Here is an 18,955-nt window from a genome sequence, read left to right on the forward strand (position 1 = left end):
GGGGGCCCCCCTCCCCCCCGACCCCCCGCCGCCCCCCCCCCCGCCGGCGCGCCCCGGCGGGGGGGGGGGCCTCCGCGCGCCCCCCGCCGCCCGCGTGGGCCGCCCCACTACATTTGAAGCCTCAGCCGAGCATGGCTCGGCACTCTTGAAGGATGCGCGCCCGCGGCTCAACGACGTTGTTCCGTGTCGACGTCGCTTTGCCACCATTGTTCTGCAACCAGCGCTTCGCCCACGCATGTGCTCCGGCTTCGGTGCGCTGTGTATGTTTGTATCGTGCAGTGGCCGTTGTGCTTACTGCGACGGTTTGCCGCCGATGATCAGCCGGCTGTCGTCGACACTGATGACGCCGTCCACCGTGCGCGCGATATTGACCATGCGGTCAGCATCTGCCTGGCTTGCCACCTGGCCACTCAGGGAGACCATGCCGCCGCGTGTTTCCACGTGGATTTCCATGCCCGGCATGTCTGCTGCGCTGGATAGTCTTTCCTTGATTTCGCGGGTGATCCACGCGTCGCTGCCGGGTTGATCGGCGGCGCCTTGGGCCAGCGCTGCTGCCGGTGGGCTTTCCTGTGCGGCTGGCGCGGCAGCGGTGGCTACCGGCGTACAGGTAGGTAGCGTGACGGCAATCAACAACACACTCCGCAGGTGCAGGTGTTTCATCACGATGCTCCTTTGGTTGGGACAAGGACCAGCTTCGTACCGGTCCATCTCGACCCTAGCAAGCAGGGAGTTAGCGTCGTGCGCCTTTGTTGTTAGCTGCACGCGAACGCCCGGTATTCAACTACGTCACCGCGAGCTGAAGCAGCGGATGAATGCAGGGGAGGGCTTCACCAATATGCACGTGATGCTTACGCTGGCACGCCTAGCGTCGATTCATTCCACAGCGGAGCATGACGATGACGCAGGGTGACAAGAGCGCCTATACAGGCAAGCAGAAGCGGCAGGCCGCACACATCGAGGAAAGTGAGCGCAAGCAGGGGCGTTCGAAAGCTGACGCCGAGCGCATCGCCTGGGCGACGGTTAACAAGCAGGATGGCGGCGGGAAGAAATCGGGCTCAGGCCGTGCATCGCACAAGCACTAGCAGTTGCCGGACTGGCGAATTCGCAGTTGCGGGTAATGCCTGAAGCGTGCCTGCAGGAGCGACGTTCGCCGCGAAGCCAATGGCCTGAGGCGCCATCAGCTTCGCGGTTCACACCGCTCCCACAAGGTCGTCGAAGCAGAGTTGGAAGAAGCGGCTCAGGCCTCTTCTTCCTCCTCCTCTTCTTCGTCTTCTTCTTCCTCGTCCTCTTCGTCTTCATCCTCTTCTTCGAAGGCGTCGGCTTCTTCGACGCGGACGAAGTTGGGCAGGGTGTCGGCGAAGCTGATCTGCTTGCCGTTGGCCAGCATCGGGCGCACGGCGCGCTTGCCGGCTTCTTCCACTACCGCAAAGCACACCAGGCTCTGCGCGCTTTCGTCTCCGGCTTCTTCGAACACGGCTACCCAGCCGTCGGCGGGGATGATCTGGATGATGTTGTCTTGCATGGCTGGACTGGTGGTTGAAGGAATGGCGAGCTTGCGTGAAGGCGGGCGCGCTTTGCAACCGTATGCAGGTGGGATACTGCTCCGCCCCTGATTGACGGAGCTGTGGGAGGGCCGAGGCGCTATTGCGTACGCCCGATGGCCGCTATCTGGTGGTCCGCGGGCGGCTGTGGCGGGCCAGCAATCCGCGCCTGCCCGAGCAGTTGCGTGCGTCGCTGGTGAACCAGCTGATGACCGCACGGAGGGAGGTCGGCGCGGCGCGTCGTTCAGGTGACCGGCAACTGCTGGCCAAGGCCGGGGCGGCGGTGGATGCGGCCAAACGCGGCCTTGGGGAGCGCGGCCCGGTGTGGTGGCAGGACGGCGCGCCGGACTTCAACCGCCATCTGGCCAGGAACACGCCGTATGCGGACTGGTACGCCGCGCAGGCGCTGGACTGAGCTGCCCGTGGCTTTACTCGGCGTGCGCTGCAGACGAGGATGAGCGCTGGTCCAGATGCGGAATCACACCATGCTCCAATGCCGCACCCTCGCTACCGCAGCCGGCGGCACGGCACCCACCTCGCTGTGGGTGGATCTGTGCCAGCCAACGCCCGAGGAGCTGGCACAGGCCTCGGCGCAGGTGGGTTTCGTTGTTCCCGACCGTGCCGGCATCAGCGAAATCGAATTCAGCAGCCGGGTGCGCGTTGAAGGTGAGGCCTTGGTGCTGAACCTGCCGCGCTTCCAGTACGAGGTGGAGCACGTGGTCGGGCCGCTGGGCTTCGTGGTCGCACCCAATGCATTGGTGGTGCAGCGCGAGCACCGCATCGACGCGCTGGAAGGCGTGGAAGCGGAGCTGGGCAAGCACCCCTGCCACGGTTCGGCCGATCTGTTCCTGCGCATGATCGAACACATCGTCGATCGCCTGGCCGATCTGCTCGAATCGCTGGAAAGCACGATGAGCGAGTTCTCACGCCAGGCCTTCAACCACCCAAAGGGCAAGCGTGCCTCACGACGGCTGGAACAGATGCTGCACGAGGTGGGCATGATGGGGCGGCGCATCGGCGCGCTGCACAACACCTTGCACGGCATGCTGCGGATGATGAGCTATCTGGATGAAGCCACGCCGGATTGGTTTGGTACGGATGCGCCCAAGCGCATCAAGCTGGTGGTCAAGGACCTGACCTCGCTGAGCGAGTTCGAGCAGCAACTGGGCGACCGCAATGAGTTCCTGCTGGACAGTGTGCTCGGTCTGATCAACATGGACCAGAACGAGGTGATGAAGGTGATGGCGGTGGCCTCGGTGGTCGGTATTCCGCCAACCGTGCTGGTCGGGGTGTGGGGCATGAACTTCGCCTCGATGCCGGAACTGCATTGGCATTACGGCTACGCCATTGCACTGGCCGCCGTGGGCTTGAGCATCGTGGTGCCGCTGCTGTGGTTCAAGCGACGGGGCTGGATCTGAGTCGCGCGGATGCGACGCATTCTCGCCTACAATCGCGGTTCTTTCGAACCGCTGATGGAATCGATGTCTGCCAAACCAATGACCCCCGCCGGCAAGTTGTTTGCCGCCGCCGCACTGATTGAAGGTGTCACCTGGGCCGGTCTGCTGATCGGCATGCTGCTCAAATACGGCACCGGCACCACCGAGCTGGGTGTATGGCTGTTCGGCCGCCTGCATGGCCTGGCCTTCGTGTTCTATGTCGTCGTAACCCTGTATGCCTGGATCAAGCTGCGTTGGCCGCTGTGGGCGATGTTGCTGGCGCTGGTAGCGGCGGTGCCGCCGCTGGTGACCGTGCCGCTGGAAATGTGGTTCCGTCGCATCGGTCTGCTTTCCGAACGTCCGCATTGATGTAAGGGTGTTGTAATGGCGCGGCCGGCTTCCACACGGTCGCGCCATTGGAACTGCACAGTGTTGCCGCGTGTTACGGGCTCCGGTTATGTGCGTTGCGGAAGCAGTTCTTGCGGGGTGATGCGGTCGTCATGAATGCCGATGCTTTACCTCGTCTGCAGCCTTGCCCATTGCCTTTTGTGCCTTTCCAGCATTCTTCTCCATGTTGCCGGCCATCTGCTGGGCTTTGTTGCCTGTCATCTTCCCGGCAGCTTCCTTGATGGCACCTTTGATTTCGTGTTTGGTGCCTTCAACACGGTTGCGGTCCACGAACGGTCTCCGGAAACGTCTGCGTCGCTGCAGACAGGTCCAGACTGCGCAATGCCGGGTTTGCGGCAGGTGAGCGCAATGTTGTGATCGCGTTGTGTGCAGGGCCGGATTTAGCCTGGGTTCTGCGTGCGCATGATTGCGCCCTGTTCACCGCTGGTCGATACAGCGGGTTTCAGTTGCCTGCGGCCAGGCAAGTCGTTCCATGCGGCGATGCCATTGGATATGAACGGATATCCGTGATGCACGCGCGGCGTCCTGCGTCCCGATTCCTGGTGCCTGAGTGGGGCCGCGGGATTCCCTCGGGCGGCCGGGCCCCGGGTCTGTCGATCGTGCGGTTCTGCTCGTCAGGTGGCGCCCGCTCGCTCGGAACAGGTGCAACTGCAACGGTTTGACGCGGCCCTGTGGCACGCGCGTCCCCTGCGCTACGGGTGCTTCCCGCGAGCCTCCCATTCGCTCCGGGCCACGGTCAAAGTGACTGGCGCAGGTGTACCTGTCGATTTGATGATGGATAATTCCCCCATTGCCAATGCCGTGAAGGACGCGCGGTGGTTGGGCCCGGAGCGGCCTGGGTGGCCAGGTTGGCACCTGCAGCGAGGTGGTTCGAGGGGGCTCCCGCATCGCGACCGGCAGGCTTCGTTTGCCGCAGGTTTAAGTTGGTTCTTCTAGTTTTCCCGGCTGGTCGGCTTCTCCTTCAAGGATTTCAGGTGCAACACGCAAGCAAACAGCGTTACGGCAAGGTGTGTCGCCAGGACGGGCTGCAGGTCACGCAGCGGGGTGGTCGATGAGCTCTACGGTAAGCACCGACAACGGGCTGGATGCCGGCATCGCCGTGCTCCCGGCCGAGCACCCCTTGGCCATGCCTGAGCAGTCGTTGCGTTCGGGCACGCTGCATGTGCCGCGGCAGAAGACCGCGCCGGCCAATATCGGCCTGCGCCGGCTGTACGTCTTCGGTAGCACCGCGCTGACCACGCTGCTCGCCACCTGGTTGATGGCGCGGGTGCTGTCCAACGGTGGCATCAACGTGCTCGAAGCCTGCCTGCTCGGCTTGTTCGTGCTGTTGTTCGCCTGGATCGCGATGTCCTTCGTCAGCAGCCTGGCCGGGCTGCAGGCGCTGCTGCGCGGCCGCCGCAAGCTAGGCATCTACCCGGATACGCCGCTGCCGCAGCTGCGCAGCCGTACTGCCTTGTTGATGCCCACCTATAACGAAGACCCGCGCCGGATGATGGCCGGCCTGCAGGCGATCTACGAATCGGTGGCCGCGACCGGGCAGCTGGAACACTTCGATTTCTACGTGCTCAGCGATACCACCCGCGACGCCATCGGCCGCGCCGAAGAGCAGGTATTCGCGCGCCTGGTGGAAGCCACCGGCGGCGCGGAGCGGCTGTACTACCGCCGCCGCGCCAGCAATGTGGGCCGCAAGGCCGGCAATATCGCCGACTGGGTGCGCCGCTTCGGTGGTGCCTACCCGCAGATGTTGATCCTCGATGCCGACAGCTTGATGACCGGCGATGTGATCGTGCGTCTGGTGTCGGCAATGGAGAACCATCCGACCGTCGGCCTGATCCAGTCACTGCCGGCGGTGGTAGGTGGTCGCACCGCGTTCGCGCGCATGCAGCAGTTCGGTGGCCGCGTGTACGGGCCGGTGATGGCCTATGGCGTGGCCTGGTGGCACGGCGCGGAAAGCAATTATTGGGGTCACAATGCGGTGATCCGCACCCAGGCCTTTGCCGAGCAGGCCGGTTTGCCGGAACTGCCGGGGCGCAAGCCGTTTGGCGGCCACGTGCTAAGCCATGACTTCGTCGAGGCCGCGCTGATTCGCCGTGGCGGCTGGGCCTCGCACATGGTGCCCTACCTGCACGGCAGCTACGAAGAAGGCCCGCCGACCCTGACCGATCTGCTGATCCGTGACCGCCGCTGGTGCCAGGGCAACCTGCAGCACTCCAAGGTGGTCGCCACGCCGGGCCTGCACTGGGTCAACCGCGTGCATATGTTGATCGGCATCGGCCATTACTTCACTGCGCCGATGTGGGCGATGTTGATGCTGATCGGTATCGCCATCCCGCTGATCCACGGCGGCATCGACCTGGCCGAGGAGCTGCACCTGCACCTGCAGATGGCACCGGCAAATTACTGGCGCGGCCTGGACCAGGATGGCGTGTTCTGGGTATTCGTGGTGACCATGGTCGCGCTGCTGTCGCCCAAGCTGATGGGGTATGTGGCGATGCTGACTTCGCGCAAGGAGCGCATCGGTTGTGGCGGCGCGTTCCGCGCTTTTATTTCGATGCTGCTGGAGACCGTGCTGGCGGCATTGATGGCGCCGGTGGTGATGTACGTGCAGTCGCGCGGTGTTGCCGAAGTGCTGGCCGGCAAGGACTCGGGCTGGGACGCACAGCAGCGCGATGACGGCAGCATCTCGGTGAGCGCCTTGCTGCGCAGTTATGGCGGTTTGAGCGTGTTTGGCGTGGTGATGGGCGTGGCCGCCTATCTGGTGTCGCCGCCGTTGGCCGCGTGGATGGCGCCGGTGGTGATCGGCATGGCGCTGGCGGTGCCGGTGGTGGCGTGGACGTCCTCGCGCAAAGCCGGTGACTGGCTGCGCAGGCATGGCCTGCTGTGCATCCCGGAAGAGAACGCCCCGCCGGCGGTGCTGCTGCGTGCCGCCGAGTTGCGTGCGGCAGCGATGAAGGAACCGCTGCAGGACTAATTGCTGTTGTTGCTGTTGTTGCGATTGTGGGAGCGGCGTGAGCCGCGAAGCCGATAGCAATGCACCGCCATTTGGCTGGCGATCTACATGCAGGTCGCCGGCTTGGCTTCAACCGGCAGCACCACCAGCTTCGCGGCTTACGCCGCTCCCACAAAACGGGAGGGCTGTCCCTATGGCTGTGCCAGGCAGGCATAATTCCCGCCTGTCTTTGGGAGTGATGCACATGCTGGAAACAGTGGAGCAGGAAACCGGCGCGTCGCCGGAATGGTCGGTGATCTGGCTGCATGGCCTGGGTGCCGATGGCCATGATTTCGCGCCTATCGTGCCCGAGCTGGTGCGTCCGCAGTGGCCGGCGATCCGCTTCGTGTTCCCGCACGCGCCCAAGCGCCCGGTCAGCATCAACAACGGCATGCCGATGCGTGCCTGGTATGACATCGTCAGCATGGACTTCCGCAGCCGCGCCGATGCCAAGGGTGTCGCCGAATCGGTGGAGCAGCTGGAAGAACTGATCGCCCGTGAACAGGCGCGCGGCATTCCGGCAAACCGCATCGTCCTGGCCGGGTTCTCGCAGGGTGGGGCGATCATCCTGTCCGCTGGCCTGAAGCGCCGTGAGCCGGTCGCCGGCCTGGTGGCCTTGTCGACCTATCTGCCGGAAGTGGATGCTGCACCGTCGCAGCTGGTGGATGGCGCCATCGCCCAGCCGATCTTCATGGCCCATGGCAGCGCCGATCCGGTGATTCCGCTGCAGATCGCCGAGCACAGCGCACAGGTGCTCAGGACGCTGGGTTTCGGCGTGGAATGGCACCGCTACCAGATGGCCCACCAGGTCTGTGGCGAAGAGATCCACGCGTTGGGCGACTGGCTGCAGGCCCGTTTCACGCAGGTCTGATCGGTTTGTGAGCTGCACCGCAGTTGCCGGGATGTTGACGGCGGCCTGCAGCGAACCCGGCTACCATGTCGCCACGACTGGGGAGCCGTGAGTGAGGTAGTGGTGTGAAGGTAGTAATCGCCGATGACGAGCCCTTGGCGCGCGAGCGCCTGCGCGCGCTGCTGGCCGAGCTGGCGGGGGTGGAGGTGGTTGGCGAGGCCGCCAACGGCAATGACGCCCTGCAGGTCTGCGCGCAGACCCAGCCGGATCTGGTGTTGCTGGATATCGCCATGCCCGGCATCGACGGTCTGGAGGTTGCCCGCCATCTGGCGCGGTTTGAGCCGCGTCCGGCGGTGGTGTTCTGCACCGCCTATGACGCCCATGCCTTGTCGGCGTTTGAAGCGGCGGCGATCGACTACCTGATGAAACCTGTGCGTGCAGAGCGCCTGGCCGCAGCGCTGGAGCGTGCGCGCACCTTCATTGTTGGCCGCGCCAATGCCGCGCCAGCCGCGGCCACGCAGCCGCGACGGGCGTTGTGCGCGCGTCTGCGCGGCAGCCTGCGGCTGGTGCCGGTGGAGGACATCCTCTACCTGCAGGCCGAGGAAAAATACGTGGTGGTGCACCACCTGCGTGGCGAAGACCTGATCGAAGAGTCGCTGCGCTCGCTGGAAGACGAGTTCTCCGGGCGTTTCATCCGCATCCACCGCAACTGCCTGATCGCCCGTGATCGGTTGCAGGAAGTCCGCCGCACGCCGGCCGGGCAGGTGCAGGCAGTGCTGCGTGATGTCCCGCAGCCGCTGGAAATCAGCCGCCGCTGCGTGGCCGGGCTGAAGACCGAGATGGAACGGCTGTGACCCGGAGCTTGCAGCGGCGATAATGGCCGCATGAGCATCCTGCGTATCGCCACCCGAAAGAGCCCGCTTGCCCTGTGGCAGAGCGAACACGTCGCCGACCGCCTGCGCCAGGCCCATCCAGGGCTGCAGGTGGAACTTGTGCCGATGAGCACGCGCGGCGATGAAATCCTCGACCGCTCGCTGGCTGCCATTGGCGGCAAGGGCCTGTTCCTGAAGGAGCTGGAGCTGGCGATGCTGCGTGGCGACGCCGATTGCGCGGTGCATTCGCTCAAGGACGTGCCGATGGAGCTGGAGGCGCCGTTCGCGCTGCCGGCGATCCTGACCCGCGCCGATTCGGCTGATGCTTTCGTCTCCAACACCTATGCGTCGCTGGATGCCTTGCCGCAGGGCGCCTGCGTCGGCACGTCGTCGTTGCGCCGGCAGGCACAGCTGCGTGCGCTGCGCCCGGACCTCACGTCGCGCGACCTGCGTGGCAACGTCAACACCCGCCTGGCCAAGCTGGATGCCGGTGAATATGACGCCATCATCCTGGCCTGTGCCGGCCTGGAGCGGCTGGAACTGGGCGCGCGGATCCGCGATCGCCTGGTCGCCCCGCAGTGGCTGCCGGCGCCCGCACAGGCTGCAGTGGCGATTGAATGCCGGCAGGACGATGCCGGCACGATTGCGCTGCTCAAGGCGCTGGACGATGCCTCCACCCGAACCTGCGTGGAAGCGGAGCGGGCGATGAACCGCGCGCTGGATGGCAGCTGCCATGTGCCGGTTGCAGGCCTGGCGCAGTGGCGTGGCGAGGACCTGTGGTTGCAGGGCCTGGTCGGCGGTGTGTCTGATGGCCGTGCGGTGCGTGCGCAGGCGCAGGGCCCGGCGAGCGATCCGGAGGCGCTGGGGCGTGAAGTGGCGCGACAGCTGTTGGCCGCCGGCGCGGGCGAGCTGTTGCGCTGAGCTTCGCCTTGCCGGTAGTGCCGAGCCATGCTCGGCAGAGGCTCTACCGACAAAGCCTGAGCCTGTTGCCGAGCCTTGCTCGGCATCAGACCAGCCCGGTAATGCCTCTTGCCGAGCATGGCTCGGCATTACCGGAGGCGGCGGCCGGGCAGTCGCCCGGCACCTGCTTACTTGAAGCTGTAGACCACGTTCATGGTGGACAGCGTATCGGTCTTGCGCTTCTGGTCGGCGACGTCGCTGTTGTAGCGCGCCTGCCAACCTGCCTTGAGGGCGAAGTGCTTGTTCATGTTGACCGACACACCAAAGTCGTTCTGCGCGAAGGTGTTGTACGAACCGGATTCCACCAGCAGCGAATTGACCAGCTCGGTGTTCTCGGTGATGCCGAACTTGAGGTCGAACAGGCCGCGGCCGATCAGGCCGGTACGGTTCTCGTCGGTCTCGGAATTGTGGGTGCGGCGCACACCGGGGCCGATCTGGGTGTCCAAGGTGACGCGTTCGCCGTCGATCAGGCGGGTACCGTAGCCCAGACCGAAGGTGCCAAGGCGATCGTAGGTGGCGAAGTCGTCGCGTTCATAACGCACCGTGGCGGTGAGCTGGCGGTGCTCGCCCAGCTGCAGGGCGCTGCCGGCACTGCCGGAGTAGCGGTTGGCAGTGGTCTGGCGCTTGCGGCTGGTGCTGCCGTCGTCGGCGGTTTCCGTGTATTCGGCGCTGGAGCGCAGACCGAACAGATCCATGCTGTGGATCCAGTCATCGTCGGTGTAGCGCAGCTTCAGGCGGCCATTGAAGCTTTCGGTGGTGCTGTTGCCGTGGGCCGAGGCAAAGCCCAGTTCGCCGCCGCTGCCGCTCCACGGCGAGGTCATCGCGGCAAGGTCGGACGTATCGGTGGCGTCTTCGGCCCAGGCCAGCGGGGCGGCCAGCAGCAATGGCAGCAATAGGGAAACACGCAGGGACATCAGGAGGATCTCCTTGGGAGAGACGGAAAAGGGAGGCCTTGCGATGATACCGGATGGTCCCTGACCCTCAGGCGCATCCAGCGGCCGGGGCTTCATCCGCGATTACAGCGGTGGCCGACCTGCTCCATTGACGCCCGGAGTCGGACATAATCCGGGCATGGACCGCTATGAACGCATCAACGCGCTGCATCGTCTGCTCAAGTCCGCCCGCTATCCGGTCACGGTGATGCGGTTGCAGGAGGAGTTGAGCTGTTCCCGTGCCACGGTCTACCGCGACCTGGCCTTCCTGCGTGACGCGCTGATGGCGCCGGTGGAGGGCGATGGCGAGGCCGGGTTCCGCTACCTGAGTGGGGAAAGCGACCGTTTCGAGTTGCCGGGCCTGTGGCTGAGCTCGGAGGAGCTGCACGCCTTGCTGGCATCCCAGCACCTGCTGTCGCGGACCGGTGGCGGGGTGTTGTCGTCGATGCTGGCGCCGCTGCAGCAGCGCATCGAAGGCCTGTTGGCCGCACAGGCGGGTGCGTCGCATTGGCCGGTGGAGCGGGTGCGGGTGATTCCACACCGCGGCCGCAAGCTTGACGAGGCCAGTTTCCGCACGGTGGCTTCCGGCGTATTGGAGCGCAAGCAGCTGTCCTTCGAGTACCGCGCACGTTCCACCGATGAGGCGACCCGGCGCACGGTATCGCCGCAGCGCATTACCCATTACCGCGACAACTGGTACCTGGACGCCTGGGATCACAGTCGCGAGGCGGTGCGCAGTTTTGCGGTGGACCGCATCCATCAGGCGCGGCTGCTCGATCAGCCGGCGCGTGATGTGGCCGATGAAGAGTTGAACGAGCAGTTGGCGGCGAGCTACGGCATCTTCTCGGGTGCGCCCAAGGGGTGGGCGACGATTGTGTTCAGTGCCAAGGCCGCGCGCTGGGTGGCCGATGAGCATTGGCATTCCAAGCAGCAGGGCCGGTTCCTTGCTGACGGACGTTATGAATTGAAGGTGCCGTACAGCGTGTCGCGCGAGCTGTTGATGGACGTGCTGCATTACGGCTCGGACGCGGAGATCGTGGAGCCGCAGTCCCTGCGCGAGCAGGCCAAGGCGTTGCTGTCGCTGGCGTTGAGTAATTACGACTGAGGAAGCTCGGGCTGGGGCTGGGTTTGACTCTTGCTCTGCTTTGGCTCTGCTTTGGCTCTGCTTCGGCTCTGCTTCGGTTCTGCTTTCGCTTTGCTCATGCCTTTGCTTTGGCGTTGCTCTTGCTTTAGGTTGGCTTTGCTTTTGGCCTTGCCCAGCTCTGCTCTGCTTTCCCCTCTCCCGCCTGCGGGAGAGGGGTAGGGGTGAGGGCAGCTTCTGCTTGTTGCTGTTGCCATTGCTGTTGCCGTTGTTTTTCGGGGCAGCAGAGCAATGGCTATAGCTGAAGCAAAAGCAAAAGCAAAAGCTTCCCCTCACCCCAACCCCTCTCCCGTGAACGGGAGAGGGGACAGCAAGAGCAACAGCAAAACCAAAGCAGAAGCCAAAACCAAAGCACAAAAAAAACAGCCGCTTTCGCGGCTGTTTTCTTTCAGATCACTCCGCCATCAAACCCGGCCGAAGATCAACGTTGCATTGGTGCCGCCAAAGCCGAAGCTGTTGGACATCACCGTATCCAACTTCGCATCCTGCGTCTTGCGCAGGACCGGGAAGCCTTCCACACGCTCGTCCAGCGTCTCGATGTTGGCCGAGCCGGCCATGAAGCCATCACGCATCATGAGCAGGCAGTAGATCGCCTCGTGCACGCTGGCAGCGCCCAGCGAGTGGCCCGACAGCGCCTTGGTCGAGGACAGCGGCGGTACTGCCTCGCCAAACACTTCGCGCACTGCGCCCAGCTCGGTCACGTCGCCCAGCGGCGTCGAGGTGCCGTGGGTGTTCAGATAGTCGATCGGACGGTCCAAACCTTCCATCGCCATCTTCATGCAACGCACGGCGCCTTCGCCGGACGGGGCAACCATGTCGGCGCCGTCGGAGGTCACGCCGTAGCCAACCAGCTCGGCATAGATGCGGGCGCCACGGGCCACAGCGTGGTCGTAGTCTTCCAGCACCAGCATGCCGGCGCCGCCTGCGATGACGAAGCCGTCGCGGTTGGCGTCGTACGGACGCGATGCGGTGCTCGGGGTTTCGTTGAAGCTGGTGGACAGCGCGCCCATGGCGTCGAACATCACGCTCATCGACCAGTGCAGGTCTTCACCGCCGCCGGCAAACATCACGTCCTGGGCGCCGTGGCGGATCAGGTCGGCGGCAGCGCCGATGCAGTGTGCCGAGGTGGCGCAGGCGGCCGACAGCGAATAGCTCAGGCCCTTGATGCTGAAGGCGGTGGCCAGGTTGGCCGACACCGTCGAGCACATCGTGCGCGGCACCATGTACGGGCCAACTTTACGCACGCCACGGTTGCGCAGCAGATCGGCGGCTTCCACCTGCCATTCGCTGGAGCCACCACCGGAGCCGGCGATCAGGCCGGTACGCACGTTGCTGACCGCAGCCTCGTCCAGGCCGGCGTCGGCGATGGCGTCGCGCATGGCGACATAGCTGTAGGCCGCGGCATCGCTCATGAAGCGCTTGAGCTTGCGGTCCACCTGCGCGTCCAGGTCGATCTCGACCTTGCCGCCGATCTGGCTGCGCAGGCCGGCTTCGGCGTGGTCGGGCAGGGTGACGATGCCGGGACGGCTGTCACGCAGGGCGCTGGAGACGGTATCCAGATCGTTGCCAAGGCAGGACGTGATGCCCATGCCGGTAATGACGACACGACGCATCAGAAGCTCTCGGTTGAGGTGAACAGACCTACGCGCAGGTCCTTGGCGGTGTAGATCTCGCGGCCGTCGAGCAGCATGCGGGCGTCGGTCTGTGCCATCACCAGCTTGCGGTTGATCACGCGCGAGACATCGATTTCGTATTGCACCAGCTTGGCGCTGGGCAGCACCTGGCCGGTGAACTTGACCTCGCCACAGCCCAGCGCACGGCCGCGGCCTTCCGCGCCCAGCCAGGTCAGGTAGAAGCCGGTCAGCTGCCACATGGCATCCAGGCCCAGGCAGCCCGGCATCACCGGGTCGCCGATGAAATGGCAGCCGAAGAACCACAGGTCAGGACGGATATCCAGCTCGGCCCGGATCATGCCCTTGCCGTGTGCGCCACCGTCCTCGCGGATCTCGGTGATGCGGTCGAACATCAGCATCGGGTCATTGGGGAGACGGCCTTTGTTGGGGCCGAAAAGTTCGCCACGCGCGCTGGCCAGCAGCTGGTCGCGCGAGAAAGCATGCAGACGGGTCATCCGGGGTAATCCAAAGCCATTGCGAGCCCCGGAGCATGCTGCAGCAGCTGCGTTCAATCAAATGTTTTAACTGGACGGTTGCGTATGTTAGCTGCAGATAAGCGCCGTTCGCGGGCTGTTACGGGAGGTATGAATAAGTACATTTGTGAGGACAAGTGTGCATTTAGCGACAACAGCTATCATGTTGGCGACCTTTTGAGACTGTTGCCTTGAGCCAACAACGCAAGATCATCCACGTCGACATGGACGCCTTTTATGCGTCCGTGGAGCAGCGTGATGACCCCGGTTTGCGCGGGAGGCCGGTGGTGGTGGCCTGGCGCGGGGCGCGTTCGGTGGTCTGTGCGGCCTCCTACGAGGCCCGCAAGTTCGGGGTGCGTTCGGCCATGCCGGCGCTGCGGGCCGAGCGCCTGTGCCCGGATGCGGTATTCGTGCCGCCGGACTTTGCCCGCTACAAGGCGGTGTCGCGGCAGATCCGCGAGATATTCCTGCAGCACACCCCGCTGGTGGAGCCGCTGTCGCTGGATGAGGCCTTCCTCGACGTCACCGAATCGCCGAGCTGCGACGGCATCGCCACCGAGATCGCCCGGACCATCCGCGCGCAGATCCGCGAGACTACCGGCCTGACCGCCTCGGCCGGCATCGCCCCGAACAAGTTCCTGGCCAAGGTCGCCTCGGACTGGCGCAAGCCCGATGGTCAGTTCGTGGTGCCACCTTCGAAGGTGGAGCAGTTCCTGACGCCGTTGCCGGTCAAACGGGTGCCGGGCGTGGGCAAGGTGATGGAAGGCAAGCTGTCGGCGCTGGGCATTGTCACCGTCGGTGATCTGCGGGCGCTGCCGCTTGAACAACTGCAAGCCTTGTTCGGCAGTTTTGGCGCGGGTTTGTACCGACGCGCGCGTGGCATCGATGAGCGACCGGTGGAACCCGATCAGCCCGTGCAGTCGATCTCTTCCGAAGACACCTTTGCCGAAGACCTGCACATGGGTGAGTTCGATGAAGCCATCACCCAGTTGGCGGAACGTACGTGGCGCGCAACCGGGCGCACCGAGCGCATCGGTCACACCGTTGTGCTGAAGTTGAAGACCGCGCAGTTCCGTATTCTCACCCGCAGCTATACGCCGGATACGCCGCCAAGCTCGGTTGAAGACCTGCGCGACATCGCACTTGCCTTGTGCCAGCGCGTGCAGTTGCCCGCTGACACGCGCTATCGCCTGGTCGGCGTGGGCTTGTCGGGCTTCCGTGACCGCGAAGAACTGGTGATCCAGGGTGATTTGTTTCGCAGCATCTCGTTGGATTGAGTACATCCTCTGCGCGACGCGGCGCCGCTACAATCGATGCTCATTTTCCGGGAGTGTGGATGCGTGGCGACTACGGCCTTGGTGTTCGATTTGGATGGCACGCTGGTGGACAGCGCAGGTGATATCGCCGAGGCAGTGAACCTCACATTGGAAGAGCTGGCGCTGCCGCGTGTCTCCGAGGCGACGGTGCGCAGCTGGATAGGCGAGGGCGTACGCAACCTGGTGTCCACCGCATTGGCGAACGCTGGCAGCGCATTGACGCTGGAAGAGGTGATGTCGGTTTTCATGCGGCACTACAAGGCCTGCCTGCTGCGCAGCCCGCGCCTCTACGACGGTGTTGGTGAGGCCTTGACCGCGTTGCAGGCGCGCGGCCTGCCGATGGCCATATGCACCAACAAACCGGCGGCGATGGTCGCGCCTTTGTTGCAGCATCTGGGCATTGCCGGCTTCTTCGCGCACATCATCGGTGGCGATTCGCTGCCGCAGCGCAAGCCTGCGGCCGAGCCCTTGTTGCATGTGGCGCGTCTGTTGCAGCAGCCGGCGGCGGATTGCCTGATGATCGGTGACTCGGGCACCGATCTGGGCGCGGCCAACAATGCCGGCATGCCGATCGTGCTGGTGCGCTACGGCTATTCGCGTGACCTGGATCTGGATGCCGCTGATGCGGTGGCGGTGATCGACGATATGCGTGAGTTGGTGAGCATCGTCGCGTAAGCATTCCTGAGGATCTTTTGTGGGAGCGGCGTAAGCCGCGAAGCTGGCTGCAACGAAATTGCAGTGATTTCTGCAATCGGACGATCCAGTTGCTTCGCGGCTTGTGTCGCTCCCACAAGCCGGGTGCCACACGCCAAGGCCGGTGCTTTGAGCTGATATGTGGGAGCGGCGTAAGCCGCGAAACTGGCTGCAATGGAATTGCGGTGATTTTTGCAATCGGACGATACAGTTGCTTCGCGGCTTATGCCGCTCCCACAATCTGATCACCCTTTGTTATCAATAATCATTCTCATTTAGTGTAGAATGCGGGCATCCCGCAGCCTGCCTGGCGTTTGTTTCCGGCAGCTGCATTCGATATCCGTCGTTCCTCAAGCTGTTCGCCAGAGGGGCGCATCCCCACTGTCGAGAGGCTTTCCCCCATGTCCCGTCGTTCGTCGTCGCGGTTGTCCGCGCGTGCCTTGTTGTCCCGCCATCCCCTTTCCGCTGCGCTGGCATTGAGCGCCTTGCTCGCCGGGCCGGCACTGGCCGAAGGCGCGGCACCGGCGACCGACATCGATACCGTGCACGTCACCGCCGAGCAGATCGCCAAGCAGGCCTTGGGCAGCTCGGTGATCACCTCGGTGGACCTGGAGCGCCTGCCGCCGGCCAACGATCTGTCCGAAGTGATCCGGCGCATGCCCGGCATCAACCTGACCGGCAATACCGCGTCGGGGTCATATGGCAATTTCCGCCAGATCGACATCCGTGGCATGGGCCCGGAAAACACCTTGATCCTGATCGACGGCCGCCCGGTGAGCTCGCGCGATTCGGTGCGCATGGGCCGCAGCGGCGAGCGCAACAGCCGCGGCGACAGCAACTGGGTGCCGGCCGAAGCGGTCGAGCGTATCGAAGTGCTGCGTGGTCCTGCTGCTGCACGTTACGGCTCGGGTGCTTCCGGTGGTGTGGTCAACATCATCACCAAGAAGCCGACCGGCGACCTGACTGGCTCGCTGACCTTGTACGGCAGCCAGGCCGAGCACAGTGCCGAAGGCGACAGCGAGCGCGTTGGCTTCCAGCTGTCCGGTCCGTTGAGTGAGCAACTGTCGTTCCGCCTGTTCGGCAACGTCAACAAGACCGAGCCGGATGCGCTGTCGCTCAACGAGGAGTTCGCCACCGGCGTGACCCCGCCGGCCGGTCGCGAAGGCGTGCGCAACCGCGATATCAGCGGCCTGCTGCGCTACGACATCAACGACAATCATGTGCTGGAGCTGGATGCCAGCGTCAGCCGCCAGGGCAATATCTACTCCGGCGAGCGCGGCGTCAGCAGCGACGGCTTCGAGCGCTTGAACGCACTGTACGGCGCCGAGACCAACGTGATGCTGCGTCGCTCGTTCGGCCTGACCCATCGCGGCAGCTACGACTGGGGTACTTCGCGCATCACCGCTGCCTACGACGACACCGACAATACCCGCTTGAACGAAGGCCTGGCCGGCGGCCCGGAAGGCTCGATCACCGAAGGCGCGAGCTTCTCCACGTCCGAGCTGACCTCCACCCGCGTCGATGGCGAGATCAACGTGCCGCTGAACTGGGGCGGCATCGAACAGGTGGCGACGCTGGGCTTCGAATACCGCGACATGAAGCTGGATGACCCGTATTCGGTGACCCAGACCTCCAGCAGCGGTGGCGGCATTCCGGGCTACGACGGCGTGCGTACCGGCAAGAGCGACCAGCAGTTCGCAGCAGTGTTCGTCGAGGACAACCTGTACATCGGTGAGCGTTGGACGCTGACCCCGGGCCTGCGTTTCGATCACCATTCGCAGTTCGGCAACAACCTCAGTCCCAGCCTCAACGTGCAGTACAAGCTGGCGCAGGATTGGGCGATCAAGGGCGGCATTGCGCGTGCGTTCAAGGCGCCGAACCTGTACCAGGCCAACCCGGATTACCTCTACTACACGCGCGGCAATGGCTGCCCGGTGCTGAGCCCGAATCAAGGCTCTGGCTGCTACGTGATGGGCAACGCCAACCTCGATCCGGAAACCAGCATCAACAAGGAAATCGGCATCGAGTGGGCACCGGACAACGGCTGGCACGCCTCGGTCACCTACTTCCATAACGACTACAAGGACAAGATCGTTGCCGGCCAGGACCGCATCGGCATCACCAATGACACCAAGGGTCAGGTGTTCCAGTGGACCAATGCGCCGGAAGCCATCATCCGTGGCGTCGAAGGCAACGTGAAGGTGCCGCTGATCGGCGGTGGTGATGTGCTGTCGTGGAATACCAATGTCACCTGGATGATCGAGAACGTCGACAAGACCACCGATCAGCCGCTGTCCATCATCCCCGAATACACCGTCAACACCTTCCTGGATTGGCAGGTCAATACGCAGTTGTCGTTCATGCTGACCGGCACCTTCTACGGCAAGCAGGAATCGGCGACGCAGGCCAGCACCACCGGTGCGGCATTGCCGCCGGATACGCGCGCTGCCTATGACCTGTGGAGCCTGGGAGGCCAGTACCGGATCACGCCGAAGGTGCGCGTCGGTGGTGGTATCAACAACCTGTTCGACAAGCGTCTGTTCCGCGAAGGCACCACCAGCACCAGCGCCACCGGTGCAGGTGCTGCTACCTACAATGAGCCCGGCCGCAGCTACTGGGTAAACCTGACCGTCGGCTTCTGATCCAGGCACAGCGATGACAACTCACATGCGTACCCGCTTTCATTCACTGCTCGCCGTGGCCTCGCTGGTGTTGCTCGGCGTAGTCGCGCCGATGGCAGCCGCCCAGCAACGCAACCCGGCGCAGTTGATGGGCCAGACCGTTGCCGATACCGGCTCGGCGCACTACCGCTTCGAACGCTTCGTGGTACGCAGTGATGATGGCCAGCGCACCTGGCGAGTCAACCTGGGCATCCCAGCCGGTAAGGCACCGGCGGCGGGTTTCCCGGCGCTGTGGATGCTGGATGGCAATGGCGCGTTGATGGAATTCGACGCGCCCCTGCTGGAGGAGCTGGCGCAGAAGCAGCCAACGGTGCTGGTGTTCGTCGGCTACGACAACCAGCAGCGCATCGATTCGCCCGCCCGTACCCGCGACTACACACCGATTGCTGACCAGCCCGAAGACGGTGGCGCGGCGGTCGGCGGTGGCGCCGATGCGTTCCTGGAAGTGCTTGAGCGGCGCATCCGTCCGCAGCTGGCGCAGCACGTGGCTACCGATGCCAACAAGCAGGCATTGTGGGGCCACTCTCTGGGCGGGCTGTTCGTGCTGCATACGCTGTACACGCGCAGCGGTGCATTCCAGACCTATGTGCCGGCCAGCCCGTCGTTGTGGTGGCAGCAGGGCGCGATGCTCGGTGCTCCTGAGCGCCAGTTCATCGGCAACAACGCCGGTCATCCGGCGCGTGTGCTGATGATGCTCGGTGGCGGTGAGCGTGATCGTGATACCAGCAACCGCGACATGAGCAATCCGCGCGTGCTGGCACACCTGAAGCGCGTCTCCGGTGCGCCTTCCGATGCCGCCGAGCAGCTGTCTGCGCGTCTGCGGCAGGTGCCGGGACTTGATGTCGAGTACCACCAGTTCGATGGCCTCGGCCATGGCCCGATGTTCCGTGCCTCGCTGATGCGCGCGCTGCATGAAATCACCGGCGTGCGCGATCGCAGCGCGGAGCCGCGCTCCTGATCCGCCTGCTCCTAATCTGACTTCCCAGTCCG

At 64.3% G+C, this 18,955-nt stretch carries 18 protein-coding genes and 1 pseudogene; 13 read left to right on the forward strand and 6 right to left on the reverse strand.

Annotation, left to right across the window (positions count from 1 at the left end):
- Positions 1–291: 291 nt before the first annotated feature.
- Complete coding sequence (locus tag AC1VWL_RS13330; protein WP_482987014.1) at positions 292–660, reverse strand: BON domain-containing protein; 369 nt, start codon at positions 658–660, stop codon at positions 292–294.
- A gap of 236 nt (positions 661–896) precedes the next feature.
- Between AC1VWL_RS13330 and AC1VWL_RS13335 the strand changes: the two are divergent.
- Positions 897–1,076, forward strand: a pseudogene (locus AC1VWL_RS13335) (hypothetical protein); the annotation flags it as partial.
- A gap of 161 nt (positions 1,077–1,237) precedes the next feature.
- Here the strand turns inward: AC1VWL_RS13335 and AC1VWL_RS13340 are convergent.
- Positions 1,238–1,522: a hypothetical protein gene (locus AC1VWL_RS13340; RefSeq protein WP_282272647.1), complete on the reverse strand. Its 285-nt coding sequence runs from the start codon at positions 1,520–1,522 to the stop codon at positions 1,238–1,240.
- 122 nt (positions 1,523–1,644) lie between these two features.
- Between AC1VWL_RS13340 and AC1VWL_RS13345 the strand changes: the two genes are divergently transcribed.
- The 3 genes from AC1VWL_RS13345 (at position 1,645) to AC1VWL_RS13355 (ending at position 3,346) form a co-directional block, all read left to right on the forward strand.
- Positions 1,645–1,956, forward strand: coding sequence for a hypothetical protein (locus tag AC1VWL_RS13345; RefSeq protein WP_482987015.1), 312 nt, complete (start codon positions 1,645–1,647; stop codon positions 1,954–1,956).
- 70 nt (positions 1,957–2,026) lie between these two features.
- Positions 2,027–2,959, forward strand: coding sequence for a CorA family divalent cation transporter (locus AC1VWL_RS13350; RefSeq protein ID WP_296251219.1), 933 nt, complete (start codon positions 2,027–2,029; stop codon positions 2,957–2,959).
- Positions 2,960–3,037: 78 nt separating this feature from the next.
- Positions 3,038–3,346: a DUF3817 domain-containing protein gene (locus AC1VWL_RS13355; protein ID WP_296251228.1), complete on the forward strand. Its 309-nt coding sequence runs from the start codon at positions 3,038–3,040 to the stop codon at positions 3,344–3,346.
- A 129-nt stretch (positions 3,347–3,475) separates the two neighbouring features.
- Here AC1VWL_RS13355 and AC1VWL_RS13360 read toward each other — a convergent pair whose 3' ends face one another.
- On the reverse strand, positions 3,476–3,655 hold the full coding sequence (locus tag AC1VWL_RS13360; protein WP_282272641.1) for a CsbD family protein: 180 nt from the start codon (positions 3,653–3,655) through the stop codon (positions 3,476–3,478).
- Positions 3,656–4,436: 781 nt separating this feature from the next.
- Here AC1VWL_RS13360 and mdoH point away from each other — a divergent pair.
- The 4 genes from mdoH (at position 4,437) to hemC (ending at position 9,017) form a co-directional block, all read left to right on the forward strand.
- Positions 4,437–6,356 carry a glucans biosynthesis glucosyltransferase MdoH gene (gene mdoH, locus AC1VWL_RS13365; RefSeq protein WP_482987016.1) on the forward strand — a complete coding sequence of 640 codons (1,920 nt, stop codon included), beginning with the start codon at positions 4,437–4,439 and terminating at the stop codon, positions 6,354–6,356.
- Between the two features lie 223 nt (positions 6,357–6,579).
- Positions 6,580–7,245: an alpha/beta hydrolase gene (locus AC1VWL_RS13370; protein WP_482987017.1), complete on the forward strand. Its 666-nt coding sequence runs from the start codon at positions 6,580–6,582 to the stop codon at positions 7,243–7,245.
- 104 nt (positions 7,246–7,349) lie between these two features.
- Entirely contained in the window at positions 7,350–8,078 is a 729-nt protein-coding gene (locus tag AC1VWL_RS13375; protein ID WP_296251226.1) for a LytR/AlgR family response regulator transcription factor, read from the forward strand.
- A 30-nt stretch (positions 8,079–8,108) separates the two neighbouring features.
- Positions 8,109–9,017, forward strand: coding sequence for a hydroxymethylbilane synthase (gene hemC, locus AC1VWL_RS13380; RefSeq protein ID WP_296251227.1), 909 nt, complete (start codon positions 8,109–8,111; stop codon positions 9,015–9,017).
- A 167-nt stretch (positions 9,018–9,184) separates the two neighbouring features.
- Here hemC and AC1VWL_RS13385 read toward each other — a convergent pair whose 3' ends face one another.
- Entirely contained in the window at positions 9,185–9,970 is a 786-nt protein-coding gene (locus AC1VWL_RS13385) for a DUF481 domain-containing protein (RefSeq protein WP_282273354.1), read from the reverse strand.
- A 157-nt stretch (positions 9,971–10,127) separates the two neighbouring features.
- Here AC1VWL_RS13385 and AC1VWL_RS13390 point away from each other — a divergent pair, with 157 nt between their 5' ends.
- Entirely contained in the window at positions 10,128–11,093 is a 966-nt protein-coding gene (locus AC1VWL_RS13390) for a helix-turn-helix transcriptional regulator (RefSeq protein WP_282273353.1), read from the forward strand.
- A 440-nt stretch (positions 11,094–11,533) separates the two neighbouring features.
- Here AC1VWL_RS13390 and fabB read toward each other — a convergent pair whose 3' ends face one another.
- Positions 11,534–12,742, reverse strand: coding sequence for a beta-ketoacyl-ACP synthase I (fabB, locus tag AC1VWL_RS13395; protein WP_482987018.1), 1,209 nt, complete (start codon positions 12,740–12,742; stop codon positions 11,534–11,536).
- On the reverse strand, positions 12,742–13,257 hold the full coding sequence (gene fabA, locus AC1VWL_RS13400) for a 3-hydroxyacyl-[acyl-carrier-protein] dehydratase FabA (RefSeq protein ID WP_482987019.1): 516 nt from the start codon (positions 13,255–13,257) through the stop codon (positions 12,742–12,744). The genes fabB and fabA overlap by 1 nt, the downstream gene beginning before the upstream one ends.
- A gap of 209 nt (positions 13,258–13,466) precedes the next feature.
- On the opposite strand from fabA, the gene dinB reads away from it, so the two are divergent.
- The 4 genes from dinB to AC1VWL_RS13420 all read left to right on the forward strand — a co-directional run bounded on the left by dinB (position 13,467) and on the right by AC1VWL_RS13420 (position 18,923).
- A complete protein-coding gene (gene dinB, locus AC1VWL_RS13405) occupies positions 13,467–14,552 on the forward strand; it encodes a DNA polymerase IV (protein ID WP_282268940.1) in 1,086 nt (361 codons plus the stop codon).
- A gap of 63 nt (positions 14,553–14,615) precedes the next feature.
- Positions 14,616–15,266: a phosphoglycolate phosphatase gene (gene gph, locus AC1VWL_RS13410; RefSeq protein ID WP_282268939.1), complete on the forward strand. Its 651-nt coding sequence runs from the start codon at positions 14,616–14,618 to the stop codon at positions 15,264–15,266.
- A 419-nt stretch (positions 15,267–15,685) separates the two neighbouring features.
- Positions 15,686–17,926 carry a TonB-dependent siderophore receptor gene (locus AC1VWL_RS13415; RefSeq protein WP_482987020.1) on the forward strand — a complete coding sequence of 747 codons (2,241 nt, stop codon included), beginning with the start codon at positions 15,686–15,688 and terminating at the stop codon, positions 17,924–17,926.
- A 25-nt stretch (positions 17,927–17,951) separates the two neighbouring features.
- Positions 17,952–18,923: an alpha/beta hydrolase gene (locus tag AC1VWL_RS13420; protein ID WP_482987021.1), complete on the forward strand. Its 972-nt coding sequence runs from the start codon at positions 17,952–17,954 to the stop codon at positions 18,921–18,923.
- Positions 18,924–18,955: the final 32 nt, after the last annotated feature.

This window comes from Stenotrophomonas sp. STEN063 (assembly GCF_056854515.1).

Bases quoted from the DNA above. Each gene is read 5' to 3' on its own strand.
- AC1VWL_RS13330 (WP_482987014.1), bottom strand. From the start codon at position 660: ATGAAACACCTGCACCTGCGGAGTGTGTTGTTGATTGCCGTCACGCTA.
- AC1VWL_RS13340 (WP_282272647.1), bottom strand. From the start codon at position 1,522: ATGCAAGACAACATCATCCAGATCATCCCCGCCGACGGCTGGGTAGCC.
- AC1VWL_RS13350 (WP_296251219.1), top strand. From the start codon at position 2,027: ATGCTCCAATGCCGCACCCTCGCTACCGCAGCCGGCGGCACGGCACCC.
- AC1VWL_RS13355 (WP_296251228.1), top strand. From the start codon at position 3,038: ATGACCCCCGCCGGCAAGTTGTTTGCCGCCGCCGCACTGATTGAAGGT.
- mdoH (WP_482987016.1), top strand. From the start codon at position 4,437: ATGAGCTCTACGGTAAGCACCGACAACGGGCTGGATGCCGGCATCGCC.
- AC1VWL_RS13370 (WP_482987017.1), top strand. From the start codon at position 6,580: ATGCTGGAAACAGTGGAGCAGGAAACCGGCGCGTCGCCGGAATGGTCG.
- hemC (WP_296251227.1), top strand. From the start codon at position 8,109: ATGAGCATCCTGCGTATCGCCACCCGAAAGAGCCCGCTTGCCCTGTGG.
- AC1VWL_RS13385 (WP_282273354.1), bottom strand. From the start codon at position 9,970: ATGTCCCTGCGTGTTTCCCTATTGCTGCCATTGCTGCTGGCCGCCCCG.
- AC1VWL_RS13390 (WP_282273353.1), top strand. From the start codon at position 10,128: ATGGACCGCTATGAACGCATCAACGCGCTGCATCGTCTGCTCAAGTCC.
- fabB (WP_482987018.1), bottom strand. From the start codon at position 12,742: ATGCGTCGTGTCGTCATTACCGGCATGGGCATCACGTCCTGCCTTGGC.
- fabA (WP_482987019.1), bottom strand. From the start codon at position 13,257: ATGACCCGTCTGCATGCTTTCTCGCGCGACCAGCTGCTGGCCAGCGCG.
- AC1VWL_RS13415 (WP_482987020.1), top strand. From the start codon at position 15,686: ATGTCCCGTCGTTCGTCGTCGCGGTTGTCCGCGCGTGCCTTGTTGTCC.
- AC1VWL_RS13420 (WP_482987021.1), top strand. From the start codon at position 17,952: ATGCGTACCCGCTTTCATTCACTGCTCGCCGTGGCCTCGCTGGTGTTG.